Annotated in this window: 12 protein-coding genes; 5 read left to right on the top strand and 7 right to left on the bottom strand. The window is 65.8% G+C overall.

Annotation, left to right across the window (positions count from 1 at the left end; genetic code table 11):
- Positions 1-29: 29 nt before the first annotated feature.
- On the top strand, positions 30-482 hold the full coding sequence (locus QE379_RS11920; protein ID WP_307000803.1) for a MarR family winged helix-turn-helix transcriptional regulator: 453 nt from the start codon (positions 30-32) through the stop codon (positions 480-482).
- A gap of 9 nt (positions 483-491) precedes the next feature.
- Here QE379_RS11920 and QE379_RS11915 read toward each other — a convergent pair whose 3' ends face one another.
- Genes QE379_RS11915 through QE379_RS11900 form a run of 4 tightly spaced genes read right to left on the bottom strand, consistent with a single transcriptional unit; the run spans position 492 to position 4,876 of the window.
- On the bottom strand, positions 492-1,502 hold the full coding sequence (locus QE379_RS11915; protein WP_307000801.1) for a glycosyltransferase family 4 protein: 1,011 nt from the start codon (positions 1,500-1,502) through the stop codon (positions 492-494).
- The gene (locus QE379_RS11910) at positions 1,499-3,094 is read right to left on the bottom strand and encodes an alpha-amylase family glycosyl hydrolase (protein WP_307000799.1); all 1,596 of its coding nucleotides are present in this window, start codon (positions 3,092-3,094) and stop codon (positions 1,499-1,501) included. Before QE379_RS11910 ends, QE379_RS11915 begins: the two co-directional genes overlap by 4 nt.
- On the bottom strand, positions 3,091-4,206 hold the full coding sequence (locus tag QE379_RS11905) for a glycosidase (protein WP_307000797.1): 1,116 nt from the start codon (positions 4,204-4,206) through the stop codon (positions 3,091-3,093). Before QE379_RS11905 ends, QE379_RS11910 begins: the two co-directional genes overlap by 4 nt.
- A 37-nt stretch (positions 4,207-4,243) precedes the next feature.
- On the bottom strand, positions 4,244-4,876 hold the full coding sequence (locus QE379_RS11900) for a TetR/AcrR family transcriptional regulator (protein ID WP_307000795.1): 633 nt from the start codon (positions 4,874-4,876) through the stop codon (positions 4,244-4,246).
- Positions 4,877-5,004: 128 nt separating this feature from the next.
- Between QE379_RS11900 and QE379_RS11895 the strand changes: the two genes are divergently transcribed.
- The 4 genes from QE379_RS11895 to mtnP all read left to right on the top strand — a co-directional run bounded on the left by QE379_RS11895 (position 5,005) and on the right by mtnP (position 11,864).
- Entirely contained in the window at positions 5,005-6,180 is a 1,176-nt protein-coding gene (locus tag QE379_RS11895; RefSeq protein WP_307000791.1) for an efflux RND transporter periplasmic adaptor subunit, read from the top strand.
- 18 nt (positions 6,181-6,198) lie between these two features.
- Entirely contained in the window at positions 6,199-9,411 is a 3,213-nt protein-coding gene (locus QE379_RS11890; protein ID WP_307000789.1) for a multidrug efflux RND transporter permease subunit, read from the top strand.
- Positions 9,404-10,873: an efflux transporter outer membrane subunit gene (locus QE379_RS11885; RefSeq protein WP_307000787.1), complete on the top strand. Its 1,470-nt coding sequence runs from the start codon at positions 9,404-9,406 to the stop codon at positions 10,871-10,873. Before QE379_RS11890 ends, QE379_RS11885 begins: the two co-directional genes overlap by 8 nt.
- Before the next feature lie 112 nt (positions 10,874-10,985).
- Positions 10,986-11,864 (top strand): S-methyl-5'-thioadenosine phosphorylase, encoded by an 879-nt coding sequence (gene mtnP / locus QE379_RS11880; protein ID WP_307000785.1) that lies wholly within the window; start codon positions 10,986-10,988, stop codon positions 11,862-11,864.
- A gap of 3 nt (positions 11,865-11,867) precedes the next feature.
- On the opposite strand, the gene QE379_RS11875 is transcribed toward mtnP, so the two are convergent.
- From QE379_RS11875 to QE379_RS11865, 3 genes are all read right to left on the bottom strand, one after another.
- On the bottom strand, positions 11,868-13,160 hold the full coding sequence (locus QE379_RS11875) for an MFS transporter (protein ID WP_307000783.1): 1,293 nt from the start codon (positions 13,158-13,160) through the stop codon (positions 11,868-11,870).
- Between the two features lie 34 nt (positions 13,161-13,194).
- Positions 13,195-14,685, bottom strand: coding sequence for an alginate export family protein (locus tag QE379_RS11870; protein ID WP_307000781.1), 1,491 nt, complete (start codon positions 14,683-14,685; stop codon positions 13,195-13,197).
- A 103-nt stretch (positions 14,686-14,788) separates the two neighbouring features.
- Positions 14,789-16,111: a dicarboxylate/amino acid:cation symporter gene (locus QE379_RS11865; protein WP_307003201.1), complete on the bottom strand. Its 1,323-nt coding sequence runs from the start codon at positions 16,109-16,111 to the stop codon at positions 14,789-14,791.
- Positions 16,112-16,287 lie beyond the last annotated feature (176 nt).

The raw sequence follows: 16,287 nt of genomic DNA, 5'->3' as shown, positions 1-16,287 counted from the left end.
TAAATCGCAGAATGGGGAATTGGTGTCAAATGTTACGATCTCGCGAATTGCGGCTCGATGGCTTTCTTCCCTATCGTCTGTCGATCACCTCGAACCTGGTCAGCGATCATATCGCCAGCGCCTATCAGCAGCTTTTCGGCCTGACGATTCCGGAGTGGCGGCTGATCGCCATCGTGGCGGAAGAGGGCGCGGTCGCCCAGTCGGCGGTGTGCGAACGGAGCCGGATGGACAAGGTCACCGTCTCTCGCGCCGCGATCGCGATGGTCGGGCGCGGGCTGCTGGAGCGAACGGCGCATGACGGCGACCGCCGCTCGCACCTGCTGGTGCTGACCGAGGCTGGGCGGACGCTCTACGCCGATGTCGCGCCCAAGGCGCTGGAGCTGGAAGCGCAACTCTTCGCCGGGTTCACGCCCGAGGAACTGGAAAGCTTCGTCACCATGCTCCACCGGATCGATGCGGTGGCGCTGTCGCTGCGCGGCTGACGCCCCCGGTCACCGCCCCAATATGGTGCGGTAGAGCGCCAGATAGCGGTCCGCCATCCGGTCGACCGAAAAGCGATCCGCCGCGACCGCGCGACAGGCCGCCCGGTCGATCTCGCCAATGCGGTCGAGCCCGGCGATGGCTTGGTCGACATTGTCGACCAGAAAGCCGTTCACGCCGTCCTCGATCAACTCGGGCATTGACCCGCGCCGGATCGCGATGACCGGGGTGCCGCAGGCCATGGCCTCCACCACCGACAGCCCGAACGGCTCGTCGAAATTGATGAGGTGGAGCAGCGCCCTGGCCTGGCCGAGCGTGGCGGTCCGCTCCGCGCCGCCGACGGGGCCGCGATAGACGATGCGCTCGCCATCGACATGGGGGGCGACTTCCCGCTCCCAATAGCCTTGATCCTGGACGATCCCCGCCATGACCAGCCGGCGTCCGGTCGCCTGGGCGACCACGATCGCCTCCGCCGCGCCCTTGTCGGGATGGATGCGACCGAAGAAGAGAAGGTCGTCGTTACCAATTGGATCGAAAGGAAATTCTTCGATCGGAATGCCGTGATGGATGGTCTCGGCATAGCGCAGCCGGGGGTGCCGGTCCGCATCCGAGATCGCGACATAATGGACGCGATCCTGATAGGGCTCGTACATCGGCACGATCCGCTCGGACGAAAAGCCATGGATCGTCGTGACCATCGGTGTATCGACCAGCCCGGCAAAGGCGTGCGCTGGAAAATCCGCCTGGTTGTGGATCAGGTCGAACTCGCCCGCGCGCTCGAACACGGCGGCGAGATGGCGCATTTCCCACACCTTGGCATCGACGCTTGGGTCCTCCGAATAAGGGGCGGGGACGGGACCGGCCAGGGTCGCCTTCGTCAGGCTGTCCTGCGTCGCGAACAGGGTCACATCGACGCCGCGCTCGACCAGCGCCTCGGTCAGCAGGCTCGTCACCAACTCCCACGGACCATAAGCGCGCGGCGGCGTGCGCCACGCAATGGGGGCGATCATCGCGATTTTCATGGCAGGGCGTCGACTTTCAGGATCAGGCCCTCATCGGGGCGAAGCAGGGACGGCGTTCCGCCCGGCAGCGGGCCGGGGAGGGTGGACAGCAAGGGGCGACTGCGCGGCAAATCGATCGGCGCGGGGGTATGACCCAGATTGAGCGCGACGACGAACCGCTCGCCATCCTGTTCGCGCTCATAGGCGAGCACGGGTCCTTCCGCCTCGATCAGCCGGATCGGGCCGGTGGCGAGCGCGGGCGTCACCCGGCGGATGGCGAGGAGCGCGCGGTGGAGCGCCAGCATCGATCCCAGCTCGACCAGTTCGCTCGCGACGTTTCGCCGCTGCCAGTCTTGTCCGAGCGGCAGCCAGGGCTCGCCGGTAGTGAAGCCGCCATGGTCGCTGTCGTCCCAGGGCATCGGCGTGCGCACCGGATCGCGGCCCAGCCCCAACCCCGGCTCGCGCAATTCGCGGGGATCGCGGACGCGGTCGGCGGGGATGGCGCCATTCTCCATCCCCAGCTCATCCCCATAATAGAGCGTCGGCGTTCCTCGCAGCGTCAGCAGCAGCATGGCCGCGACCCGCGCCTGCGCCGCGCCGCGCTTGGTGGCGCTGCGGGGACGGTCGTGATTGCCCAGCACCCAGTTCGGCCAGCCGCCGGGGGGCAGGGCGGCCTCATATTCGGCGATCATCCGGGCGAGATGGCGGGTGTCCCAGGGCGCGTCGATCAACTGGAAGTTGAAGGGCAAATGGACCCCTTCGCCCCGCTGCCCATAATAGCGCATCAGCCGCTCGACCGGCAGGTAGATCTCGCCGATCAGCACGCGCTCGTCCCCCTCGCGACCAAAGGCGTCGGCGATCGCGCGCATGTCGGCGGCGATATCGTGCACTTCGGGCTGGTCGGTCGAGTGAAGCTGGAACACCCGGTTCATCTCACCGGTCGCGGGGTCCCAATCGGGGTTGAGCGGATTGTCGGGAAAGCCCGCATGTTTGACGATGTGCCACAGCACGTCGATCCGGAACCCGTCGACCCCGCGCGCGAACCAGAAGCGCAGCACGTCGAGCATCGCCGCACGCACGTCCGGATTGCGCCAGTTGAGGTCGGGCTGTTCCTTCAGGAAGGCATGATAATAATATTGCCCGGTCGCCTCGTCCCAGGTCCAGGCGGGGCCACCGAAATCGCTGATCCAGTTGTTGGGCGGCCCGCCGTCCGGCGCCGCGTCGCGCCAGATATACCAGTCACGCTTGGGGTTATCCCGCGACGACCGGCTCTCGACGAACCAGGGATGCCGGTCGGAACTATGATTGGGCACGAAGTCGAGCAGGAGCTTGAGTCCCCGCGCATGGGCGGACGCGAGCAGCGAGTCGAAATCGGCCAGCGTTCCGAAACGGGGATCGATCTCGCAATAATCCGCCACGTCATATCCGAAATCGGCCATAGGTGACGGAAATATGGGAGAAAGCCATATCGCATCGACCCCGAGTTCGACGAGATAGTCCAGCCGCGTCTCGACGCCCCGCAGGTCGCCGATCCCGTCGCCATCGCTGTCCTGAAAGGACCAGGGATAAATGTGATAGAGAACGGCGGACTGCCACCAGGGCCTTGCGCTCATGCGAACAGGCTCTTGGGCAGGCGGGTCATGCGACAGGCCAGATCGGCCTCGCCGCTGGCGACCAGATAATGGTCGCCCATGTCGACGATACCCGTCGAGAAGACGACCGGGGTCGGCAGATACATCTGATGCGCGATGGAGGCGGTCAGCGTGGGGGCTGCCTCCAGGATCGGGCGGTCGTCCTCGATCCGCAGGATGCGGGTGGGGTCGTCAGCGTCGAACAGCGCCCAGAAACTGCGATAGATACCCACCGCATCGCGGCGTTCCACCCCATGATATAGGGTCAGCCAGCCCTGCTCGCTCAGGATTGGCGGCGTGCCGCCGCCGACCTTCATCGCCGAGGTCGAGCTTTTGCGGGCGCGAATACCGGGCGCCTCCATCGGTTTCCAGTGGAGCGCATCGGGCGAGGTCGCGAAGTTGATCGACGGGCCGCCGACAAAGGGGCTGTCCCCCGGATAGGCGAAATAGACCTCGCCCAGCGGCCGGGTCAGCGCCATGAAGCGCCCTTCGACCAGCCCCTCGAAGAACAGCATGTCCTTGTTCTGATGGTCGAGGATGATCCCCGCCAGCCGATAGTCCAGCCCATTGTCGGAAAGGTGGAGAGTGGTCGAATGCCGCTCCGCTGAAACCGAGCAAGTCGTCATGTACCAGCGATCGCCGACCCGGCTGATCCGTGCATCCTCGACACCGTAATCCTGCCAGGACGCCTCGGGCTCGATCGCCTTGTCGTAATGGACCGCGACGATCCGCGCGCCATCGGGCGTCAACTCGACCGGCAATAGCCATGACAGCGAGGTGAGGGCGAGGATACGATGCGCCCCACCCCTGATGGCGAATTGCCGGGGATCGGCCATGTCGACCGCGTCGAGCGGATAGCGGTCGAGAACATAGCCCGCTCGGGTCCAGCGGATGGCGCGGACATGATCGCCCTCGACCGGCTCGCTCAACGCTTCCGCCACCCGGACCATCAGCAGCAGGTTGCCACTGGCCATCCGGGTCATCCCCGGGTTGAACGCCCCCAAGACATAGGTCGACTCGGATATGCCCCGCCGAAGCGGGGATCGCGACAGATCGACATCATCGGGGCGAAAGATCAGCAGGTCATCGGCCATGGGCCCGCCAACGTCCACGCGGCCGCTCGCGTTCCGCTCAGCCTGCGGTCGCGACCTTGAGAAACACCGACCAGCGATGCTCGAAGAACGCGGCGGGGTCCAAGCCGCCGAACGGATCGGGTATGGCGAACTGCATCCGGCGGCTGGGCCCGTCGAGCATGTCGGTCAGCAGGTTGAACAGGCTGAGCGGCGTTTCATCCCTGCGCAATTCGCCCGCATCCTGTGCGTCTTGCATACAGGCGATCAGCGGCTCCGAAATGATCCGGTCCCAGGCCGCGAAACGCTCGCGCAATTCATCCGAAAAAACCGCCTCGGATGTCAGAAATGCCATGAAGCGGATCGACTCGGGCTCGACGCAGAAGAAAAAGAATCGCCTGGCGGCGGTGTGGAGCCGCTCCAGCGGATCGGGGTCCGATGCGACGTCGAGGACCGCGCGGCTCAGCCGGTCCAGATCGCGGCTCACCACGGCGTCCAGCAATGCCATCTTGCCCGCATAGCGGCGATAGATGGTGTGCTTGCTAACCCCAACGGACAACGCGATTTCCTCCATCGAGGTGCCCTCGATGCCCCGGCAGCAGAACGCCTCTCTGGCGCCGGTCAGAATGATATCGTCGATATGCTGAGCCTGCTCTCGCGTCGGGCGCCCAGCGGTCCGTTTTATGATGGCCATGATCCCCTTTCTGCGACCTCCGACCGTGTAGGTCAAATTTAATTGTACCTCATCGTTGCTTTTCTAGGGGTGCGAGGTACAGGGACCTGAATGACTCAAATGTCATGTGGTTCAGGGAGTTTCTCGGCGTGTCCAAATTTTCCGGCTTCGGGTCGTCGCTGGCGATGGCTTTTGCGTTGGCGGCATGCGGGCAAGGGGGGCAGCAACAGCAGGCCGCGCCCCCGCCGCCGGTGGTGACCGCCATCCCCGTCCAGTCGGCCGCCGTGCCCAACATCATCGAACTGCCCGGACGGATCGAGGCCGTTCGCACCGCCGAGGTCCGCGCCCGCACCGACGGTATCGTCGAGGCGCGTCTCTATCGTGAGGGCACCGACGTGGCGGAGGGGCAGCCGCTGTTCCGCATCGACCAGCGCGACTATCGCGCCCAGGTGACGCAGGCTCAGGCGACGCTCGCCAGGGCGCAGGCGGCGCGCGCCAACGCCGCCTCGATCGTCCGCCGTTACCAGCCGCTGGTCGCCGAGCGGGCGGTCAGCGCGCAGGAATTCGATGCGGCCCAATCCGACCTCCGCCAGGCCGATGCCAGCGTCGCCGATGCCCGCGCCGCCCTGTCGCGCGCGCAGTTGCAATTGAGCTATACGATCGTCCGTGCGCCCATTGCCGGGCGGGTGGGTCGCGCGCAGGTGACCGAGGGGGCTCTGGTCAGCGCCACACAGGCCACGCCGCTGACCCAGGTGGACCAGATGTCGCCCATCTATGCCGTCTTCACCCAGTCGAACGCGGCGCTGACCGACCTGATCCGGCAGGCGCGTTCGGGCGGGCTGAACCTGCCCGACCTGTCGCACATCACGGTGCGCCTCACCCTGGAGGACGGAACCGAATATGGCCCGACCGGGCAGATCGATTTTGCCGGGCAGACGGTCGACCCGACGACGGGCAGCCAGCAGTTGCGCGCACGCTTCCCCAACCAGAACCGCATGCTGCTGCCCGGTCAGTTCGTCCGCGCCCATGTCAATGCGGGCACCATCCGCAACGGCATTTCGGTGCCGCAGCGCGCGGTGCAACTCAGCAACCAGGCGGCCTCCGTCATGGTGGTCGACAGCTCCGGCACGGTCCAGGCGCGTGCCGTAACGCTGGGCGGGCAGGTCGGCAGCAATTGGGTGGTCCTGTCCGGCCTGAAGCCGGGCGAGAAGGTGGTCACCGAGGGGTGGCAGAAGGTGCAGCCGGGCCAGAAGGTCCGCGTCCAGGCGCCGGGGCAGCAAGCCGGACAACAGGCGCAGGGCGGCCAGCCGGCCGCCGCCCGCTGATCGCCGGAGTAGATTCTCATGAACCGCTTCTTCGTCTATCACCCGGTCTTCGCCTGGGTGATCGCGCTCTTCATCGCGCTGTTCGGCGTGATCGCGCTCCGGCTGCTGCCGATCGAGAGCTATCCCTCGGTCGCGCCGCCCGCGCTGAACCTGGCGATCAACTATAACGGCGCCGATGCCGAAGTGATGGACCGGTCGGTGACCGCCGTCATCGAAAAGGAGCTGAACGGCGTCGACAATTTCCTCTACATGGCCTCGACCAGCCGCTCGAACGGGACGGCGGAGATCACCGTCACCTTCAAGCCCGGCACCGATCTCGACGTCGCGCGCACACAGGTCCAGGACCGGCTGAGCCGCGCCGAACCGCGCCTGCCGCAGGAGGTCCGCGCGCTGGGCATTCAGGTGACCGAGAGTTCGGCGGGCTTCCTGGAAGTCATCACGCTCAGCTCCAAATCGGGCAAGACCAGCCCGGTCGAGATGGGCAATTTCGCCGAGAACAACATCCGCAACGAGCTTCGCCGGATCGACGGCGTGGGCGACGTGCAATTGTTCGGCTCCCCCTATGCGATGCGCATCTGGCTCGATCCGCAGAAGCTGGCGGGCTACGGCCTGTCCGCGTCGGAGGCGCTGGCGGCGGTGCAGGAGCAGAACAGCCAGACGGCGGGCGGTTCGATCGGTGCGCAGCCGCTGAACCGCACGGCGGAGTTCACCGCCCAGATCATCACCCAGAACCGCTTCGCGACGCCCGAGCAGTTCCGGCAGATCATCATCCGCGCCAATCCCGATGGCTCGGCGATCCGGCTGGGCGACGTGGCGCGGGTCGAGCTGGGCAAGGACAATTATGGTTTCCGCCTGACCCTGAACGGCAAGGAGACGGTCGGTCTGGCGGTCCAACTGGCGAGCGGCGCGAACGCGCTGGCGACGGCGGACGCGGTGTCGGCCAAGATGAAGCAGCTTCAGGCGAGCTTCCCCGCCGACGTCACCTGGAGCGTCCCCTTCACCACGACGCCGTTCATCACCGCCTCGGTCGACAGCGTGATCCATACGCTGGTCGAGGCGATGATCCTCGTCTTCCTGGTGATGTTCCTGTTCCTCCAGAACTGGCGCGCGACGCTGATCCCCGCGATCGTCGTGCCGATCGCGCTGGGCGGGGCATGCATCGGGCTGCTGGCGTTCGGCTTCTCGATCAACACCCTGTCGCTGTTCGGCATGGTGGTGGCGATCGGCATCTTGGTCGACGACGCGATCGTCGTCGTCGAGAATGTCGAGCGTATCATGTCCGAAGAGGGGCTGAGCCCGCGCCGCGCGACGGTGAAGGCGATGGGCCAGATCACCGGCGCGATCATCGGCATCACGCTGGTGCTGGTCGCGGTGTTCATTCCGATGGCCTTCTTCCCCGGTTCCACGGGGGGAATCTATCGCCAGTTCTCGGTGACGCTGGCCGTGTCGATCTTCTTCTCCGCGCTCCTCGCGTTGACGCTGACACCAGCCTTGTGCGCCACGCTGCTCAAGCAGGAGGATGCGCATCTGGACAATCGGACCGAGCCCAGACCGGGCGTCCGCGGCTTGCCGCGCCGCTTCTTCAACTGGTTCAACGACAGGTTCGGTCGGGGCACGGAGAAATATACCGGCGGCGTCAAGAGGATGATGTCGCGCCCCGTCCGCTGGTTGGCGGTGTTCGCGGTCGTCGTCGTGCTGACCGGCCTGATGTTCACCCGCGTGCCCGGCGGCTTCCTGCCGACCGAGGACCAGGGCTATATCTTCGTGTCCTATGACGCGGCACCGGGCGCGACGCTGGAGCGGACCGGGGAAGCGATCACCAAGGTCGAGACGTTCCTCCATGCCCAGCCGCAAGTGTCCGATATCGTGTCGGTCGCCGGCTTCAACTTCTTCGGTCAGGGCCAGTCGGCGGGTATCTCGTTCGTCAACCTGAAGCCCTGGGCGGATCGCAAGGGAACCGAGAACAACTCGACCACGCTGGTTGGAAAGACGATGGGCTTCGTCCAGTCGATTCCCGAAGCGACGATCTTCGCGCTCGACCCGCCGCCGATCCAGGCGCTGGGCAATGCGACCGGCTTTTCGATGAAGATCGAGGACCGCGCGGGTCTGGGCGAGGCCGCGCTGCAACAGGCGCAGGGCGCGATCCTGGCCAAGGCGTCTCAGAACCCCGCGCTGATGGGCGTTCGCCCGGAAGGCCTGGGCCCGGCGCCGCAGCTTTATGTCGATATCGATCGCATCCAGGCCCGCGCGCTGGGCCTTCAGATCGCCGACGTGAACCAGACGCTGTCGATCGCCTTCGGCTCGGCCTATGCCAACGATTTCGTCCGCGAAGGCAATGTGTTGCGCGTCTATCTTCAGGCCGATGCGCCGCAGCGCATGTCGCCCGAGGACGTATTGGCGCTGCGTGTCCGCAATGCGCAGGGCAATATGGTGCCCTTCTCGTCCTTCACGAAGGTCCGCTGGCAAAACGGGCCGCAGCAGTTGGAGCGGTATAACGGTTATCCGTCGCTGACCATCTCGGGCATGGCGGCTCAGGGTCAGTCGACCGGCACCGCGCTGAACGAGATGGAGAAGATCGCGCGCGAGGTGATGCCCGCGGGCATGAGCTTCGAATGGACCGGCACCGCCTATGAGGAGCGTCAGGCGGGCGGCCAGATCGGCCTGCTGCTGGGTCTGTCGCTGGTCGTGGTCTTCCTGTTGCTCGCCGCGCTTTACGAAAGTTGGGCGATCCCGCTGGCGGTATTGCTGGTCGTGCCGTTCGGCGTGCTCGGCGCGGTGCTGATGACGATCCTGCGCGGCTTTTCGGCGGACGTGTATTTCAATGTCGGCCTCATCACGATCATCGGTCTGGCGGCGAAGAACGCGATCCTGATCGTCGAGTTCGCCATCGAGGACCAGCAGGCGGGCCGTACGCCCTTCGAGGCGACGGTCGAGGCGGCGCGGCAGCGCCTGCGCCCCATCCTGATGACCAGCCTGGCCTTCATCCTGGGCATGGTGCCGCTGTTCATCGCCAGCGGCGCGGGCGCGGCCAGCCGCCGTGCGGTCGGGACCGGCGTGATGGGCGGCATGATCGCGGCGACCGCGTTCGGCATCTTCTTCACGCCGGTCTTCTACATCGCCGCGAAGAAATGGCTGGCCCGCGAACATGACCATGAGGCCGAGGATGCCGCAGAGGAAGCGCACGAGCGTGAGACACGAACCGGCGATGAGGAGGGCCCAGCCCATGCGTAAGGGCGTTTCCCACATCGCCGCCGCGCTGGCGCTGACCAGCGCCCTGACGGCTTGCAACCTGGCGCCGCAATATCGCCAGCCGGTCGCCCCCGTGTCCGCCTCCTATCCCGAGGCGATGACGGGCAGCCGGACGGCGGCCGAGATCGGCTGGCGCGAGTTCTTCGCCGACGAGCAGCTCAAGGCCTATATCGCCGCCGCGCTCGCCAATAATCGCGATCTGGCGCAGGCGGTGGCGCGTGTCGCCCAGGCAAGGGCGCAATATCGCATCCAGGATGCGCAGCGCCTGCCCGCACTGGATGCGTCGGCATCGGCATCGCGGACCCGCGTGCCGCTCAATTCGCTCGGCTTCGGCGACGCCTTGCCCGGTGGAGGGGACGCGCAGAACCCGACCTCGATCACCTATAACCAGTTCGCGGTCGGTGCCCGCGTTTCCAGCTTCGAGCTGGATTTCTGGGGCCGGGTCCGCAACCTGGCCGAGGCGCAGCGGCGGCAATATCTGGCGACCATCGAGGCGGAGCGGACGTTCCGCCTGTCACTGGTGGGGCAGGTCGCCGCGACCTATCTCCAGATCCGCGCGGCGGAGGAGCAGATCGCGCTCGCCGAGCGGACCGTCACCAGCCGCCGCGAGGGGCTCGCCATCGCCAAGCGTCGCATGGATGCGGGCGTCACCTCCAGCGTCGATTACGATCAGGCGGCGGCGCTGCTGACCCAGGCCGAGACGCAGTTGGCCGAGCTTCGCCGGACGGTGGCCCAGTCGCAGAATCTGCTGACCGTGCTGGTCGGCGGACCGATTGCCGGTCCGCTTCCCGCCGGACGGCGGCTGGGCGACCAGAAGCAGTTTGCGGATATCGGGCCGGGTCTGCCCTCGGCCTTGCTGGTCAACCGCCCGGACGTGCTCCAGGCCGAGCAGCAATTGCTGGCGGCCAACGCCAATATCGGTGCGGCGCGCGCGGCCTTCCTGCCCAGCATCTCGCTGACCGGGCTGGCGGGCTTCGTCTCGCCCGCGCTCAGCAGCCTGATCGACGGCAATTCGCGGCAATATCAGGTGCAGGGCGCGGCCTTGCTGCCGATTTTCGACTGGGGTCGCCGCAACGCGCAACTGAAGCTCAGCCGTGCCCAGGCCGACGAACTGACCGCCGCCTATCAGCGAACGGTGCAGGGCGCGTTCCGCGAAGTGGCGGACGCGCTGGTCGCCCGTCGCCGCTATGCCGAGCAGATCGAGGCGCAGACCCGCGCGGTCGATGCGCAGCGCCGCCTCGCCCGAACGGCACGGCTTCGCTACACCAACGGCATCGCCATCTATCTCGAAGTGCTGGATGCGGAACGCAACCTGTTCTCCGCCGAACAGCAGTTGCTGACGCTGCGCAGCGCCGCGCTCCAGAATGACGTGACCCTCTATGTCGCGCTGGGCGGTGGCCTGCGCGAGGGTGGGGCGTCGTCGACGGTTCCCGCGAACGGCTAATCCCCCCAGCCATCGCGGTCGAGCGAGGGGCGTGCGGGATATCCTCCCGTGCTCCCCTTTGCTTTGTGGTGGGCGCGGCGTAGCGGAGGTGGCTGGAAAACGGGGATTTGGAATGACGCACTGGACGATCGGGATTATCGGCGGGTCGGGCCTCTACGCGATCGATGCGATGGAGGATGTCGAGACGATGGTCCTCGACACGCCCTGGGGGGCGCCCTCCGATACGCTCGTTCGGGGGCGGATCGGTGCGGTGCGCTTCGTATTCCTGCCGCGTCATGGCCGGGGGCATCGTCTGTCGCCGACCGAGGTTAATGCACGCGCCAATATCCATGCGCTCAAGCTGGCGGGCTGCACCGATGTGCTGGCGATCTCGGCGATCGGGTCGCTGCGCGAAGAATTGCCGCCGGGCCATTTCGTCGCGGTCGACCAGTTCATCGACCGGACCGTGCACCGGGATACCAGCTTCTTCGGATCGGGGCTGGTCGCCCATGTCTCGATGGCCGATCCGGTCTGTCCACGCCTCTCCACGCTGGCCGCCCATGCGGCGGAGCGGGCCGGGGCCTCGGTCGTCCATGGCGGAACCTATCTCGCGATGGAGGGGCCGCAATTCTCGACGCGGGCGGAAAGCCATCTTTATCGGCAATGGGGCGCCGACGTCATCGGCATGACCGCCATGCCCGAGGCGAAGCTCGCGCGCGAGGCCGAGCTTCCCTATGCGTTGATCGGCATGGTCACCGACTATGACTGCTGGCGCGAGGGGGAAGCGCATGTCGAGGTCGACGCGGTACTGGCGCAGCTAGTCGCCAACGCTGCCAAAGCCCGCGCGCTGGTGGTCGAACTGGCGGCGCTGCTGCCGGAGGTGCGGACCGCGTCACCGATCGATACCGTGCTCGATCAGGCGCTGATTACCCATATCTCGCATGTGGATCGGGCCAAGGCGGAAAGCCTCGGCCCGATCGTGTCGCGCGTGCTGGCGGCGCGGGGTGGATGAGGATCAGTCCTCGATGATCTGGCTGTTCTTGCCCGTATCGCGCATCCGCAGATAGACGATCAGCGAGATGCCGATCATCGCGGTGACATACCAGTAGAAGCCCTGTTCGAAGCCCGACCGCTTGAACAGCAGCGCCACCGACTCCGCCGTGCCGCCGAAGATGGTGTTGGCCAGCGCATAGGGCAGGGCGACGCCCAGCGCCCGGATATGGGCGGGGAACAGCTCGGCCTTCACCACCGCGTTGATCGAGGTGTAGCCGGTCACGATGATCAGCGCCGCCATCACCAGCGCACCCGCCACCATCGGATCGCGCGTCGTCTCCAGCGTCGAGAAAATCGGATAGGTGAACAGCACGCCCGCAATGCCGAACGCGACCATCAACGGCTTGCGCCCAATCCGGTCGGACAGGCCGCCCGCCACGGGCTGGAGCAGCATGAAGATGAACAGGGTGACGGCATTGATCTGACTGGCGACCTCACGGCTGAAGCCGCTGGTGTTGACCAGGAACTTCTGCATGTAGATCGAATAGGCATAGAAGGCGAGGGTGCCGCCCGCGGTCAGCAGCATGACCGTCAGCGTTTCCTTCGGGTGCTTGGTGAACAGCTGGATCAGGCCGGACTTGGGCGCGCCCTCCTTCTTCGTATTCTCGAAGCTCTTGGTCTCCGCCAGGCCGCGCCGGATGTAGAAGACGACCACCGCCAGCACCGCGCCCAGCGCGAAGGGAATGCGCCAGCCCCATTCGTCCAGCGCCGCCTCGGTCATCGTCGCCTGAAGGATCAGCAGGACGCAGATGGCGAGCAACTGGCCCGAGATCAGCGTGACATATTGGAACGACGAGAAGAAACCGCGCCGATCCTTGCCCGCCATCTCGGACAGATAGGTCGCACTCGCGCCATATTCGCCGCCGACCGACAGGCCCTGCATCAGGCGCGCCAGCACCAGCAGCGCGGGCGCGGCAAGGCCGATCGTGGCATAGCCCGGCGTCACCGCGATGATCAGCGAGCCCAGGCACATCAGCGTGACCGACAGGGTCAGGCCCGACTTGCGTCCCTTGCGATCGGCATAGATGCCCATCACCCAGGCGCCGATCGGACGCATGACGAAGCCCACCGCGAAGACCGCCGCCGCGCTCAGAAGCTGTGCGGTGCGGTTCTCCGACGGGAAGAAATGCGGTGCGAAATATAAGGTGAAAGCCGAATAGACATACCAGTCGAACCACTCGACCAGATTGCCGGTCGACCCCCCGATGATGGATTTCAGGCGATGCCGACTGGAGTCGGCGGTGGCGTAGGACATGCTATTATCTCCCGATGGTTTTTTTCTCGCGACGTCAGAAGCGGAAGCTGAGCCACCCCGCCCAGAAGTCCGAGCTTTTCAGGTTGGCCCGCTGCAACACGGTGTCCGCCTTGAAATGTTCGTAACGTCCGACGAACGACAGACGTGGCGTGATGGTCCAGGTCGCCTGCAACCGGGCGACCTCGGCGACCTTCTTGCCGCGCACATTCTGCGTGCCCGCCAGCGCCGCACCGCTCGCGCGATAGACCGCGTCGAACTCGTCCGGTCGCCAGGCAAAGCCATATTCGGTCGCCAGGCGCACGCCCTTGATCGGCGTGAAGGTGAAGTTCGGCGCGGCGTACAGCAGGTTGGTCGGCGTCAGGAACAGGCCGTAGCTGTAATAGATATTGTTACCGAACAGGCCGTTGGTCGTATTCAGCTGGCCTGTGCGCTCATAGGAGCCGCCGCCCGAGCCATAGTCGAAATGGAACCCGACGCGGGGCGCATCGGCCTTCTTGCCCAGGCGATAGGTCTGGGCGACGAAGGCCTGCCATGCCGAGATCGGACGGTTGGCGAACGTGCCCAACTGATGGTTGAGCGTCCAGTCGATATTGACCGGTCCCGCATCGCCATAAGCGTGGAGGCCGAGGAAATAGCGTTCCTCCAGCGCGGTCGTCGGACCCCAGACCGCGCGGCGGTTGCGCAGCCGCCAGATGAAGGGATCGAGATAGAGCTTGGACCCGCCGAACAGCTTGGGCGACAGGCGGAACCCGAAGGTCGCGCCGCTGAAGCGGACGTCGGGGTTGGTCTTGTCGTCGCCGATCCCCTTGAAGCCATAGGTCACGTAGTTGAGATCGAACACATCGACCCGCGCATCCTTGCCGCGCGCATAGGCACGCACGCCGTCGAGCACGAAATAGAGCGTGTTGTTGTCCCGGCCCACGGTCAGGAGCTGCGGCCCGTCGAAGAACTCTTGCCGCCCGGCGCGCACCCCGACATCCAGACCCAGCGCCTTGCCCTTCACTTCGGCGAAGAGCTGTTGCACCGCCAGCTGGTTGCGCAGATTGCCGGCGGGCGTGCCCAGGTTGATGCCCTGTAGTTCCGCGCGGCCCAGTTCGCCGAAGACGCGGAAATGATCGCCCAGATGCACATCCGCTCCGCCGACGATGCGGGCGATATCCTGGCGCTGCTGCTCCACCTCGCGCAGATTGGGGTTGGTCGTGATGTTCACGCGAGTGCGCAACTCGCCCGAGAAGGTTACATAGGATTTGCCATCCTCGGTCAGCTTCACGCACTTCAGTGCGTCGATGACATCGTCGCGCTTGGCCGGGTCGCAAAATTTCCGCCAGTCCTCCGCCCAGCGCGACTGGTTATAGCCGCCGACGGTGTTGCCGTCGCCCGCCGCGCTGGTGGGATAGGCGGTGCTGGCCGGACTGGCTGGTTCGGCGGCGGCCTGCGGCGTGACGGTCTGGGCACCGGCGGGCGCGGCGAGCAGTCCCATCACGGTGACGGCAGCCGTACCGGCCAGCCCAACGAACTTCTTCATGACAATCCCCTCACTCGGATCGATCTGCCGTAGCGCCGATCCTTCTTGGCATCCATAACGGGACTGGCCCGGTCGACAGCGTTCGACCGGGCCAGGATGCGTGTCAGGCCATGGCGACCCGTGCCGCCGGAAGGGCGGGCTTGTTGTTCAGCGCGGCGTCAAGCGCGTCTTTGTCGAGTGCGCCTTCCCAACGGGCGACGACGACGGTTGCCACCGCGTTTCCGATGAAGTTGGTCAGGCTGCGGCATTCCGACATGAACCGGTCGATGCCCAGGATCAGCGCCATGCCCGCCAGCGGCACGGTGGGCACGATCGACAGGGTGGCGGCCAGCGTGATGAAGCCCGCACCGGTGACGCCCGCCGCGCCCTTCGAGCTGAGCATCGCGACGAGCAGCAGCGCCAGCTGCTGACCCAGCGACAGGTCCACGCCGCAAGCCTGGGCGATGAACAGCGCCGCCAGCGTCATGTAGATGTTGGTGCCGTCCAGGTTGAACGAATAGCCGGTCGGCACGACCAGGCCGACGACCGATTTTTCGCAACCGGCCTTTTCCATCTTCTGGAGCAGGCTGGGCAGCGCGGCTTCGGACGAGGAGGTGCCGAGGACGAGCAGCAGCTCGGCCTTGAGGTAGCGGATCAGTTTCAGGACGGAGAAGCCGTTGAGGCGGGCGATGGTGCCCAGCACGACGACGACGAACAGGATCGAGGTGAGGTAGAAGGTGGCGACCAGCGCGCCCAGGCTGACCAGGCTGCCGACGCCATATTTGCCGATGGTGAAGGCGATCGCACCGAAGGCGCCGATGGGCGCGGCGCGCATCAGGATGCCGACCAGACGGAAGACGACGACGCTCAGCCGCTCCAGGCTGTTCAGCAGCGGCTTGGCGGGCTCGCCGACCAGCGCCATCGCAATGCCGAACAGGATCGCGACCATCAGCACCTGGAGGATATTGCCCTGGGTGAAGGCGCTGACCAGCGTGTCGGGAATGATGCCCAGCAGGAAGCCGGTGACGGTGGTGTCATGCGCCTTGGCGGCATATTCCGTCACCGACCCGGCGTTCAGCGTGGCGGGATCGACATTCATGCCCGCGCCCGGTTGAACGACATTGGCGACGATCAGGCCGACGACCAGCGCAAAGGTCGATACGGTGATGAAGTAGAAAAAGGCCTTGCCCGCGACGCGACCGACCGAGCCGAGTTCGCGCATACCGGCGATGCCGGTGACTACCGTCAGGAAGATGACGGGGGCGATGATCATCTTCACCAATTTGATGAAGCCGTCGCCAAGCGGCTTCAGCGCCTCGCCGAAGCTCGGCCAGAAATGGCCGATGATCGCGCCCAGCGCGATCGCGAATATGACCTGTACGTAAAGATGCGACCAGATCCGCGCCCGCTTGGGCGCCTCTGCTACGGCATAATCCTGGGCGATCATCGCTTTCGTCATCCTCTGCAAAAAGGGTCCGGGCGCGGTGGGCCGCGCTCCGTCTTGCGGACACTGTGCCGGATTACGGAGCAATTCCAAAATTTTACGGAATTCATACCAAGCCACTGATATGGTTGGAAAAACTGGTGAGGGAGGGCCGATATCGCGCGAAATTCCGCATGGCC

This window comes from Sphingomonas sp. SORGH_AS_0879 (assembly GCF_030819175.1).
Lineage (GTDB): Bacteria > Pseudomonadota > Alphaproteobacteria > Sphingomonadales > Sphingomonadaceae > Sphingomonas.
The sequence above is the reverse complement of the archived record's forward strand: the minus strand, read 5'-3'. Positions and strand labels throughout refer to the sequence as shown.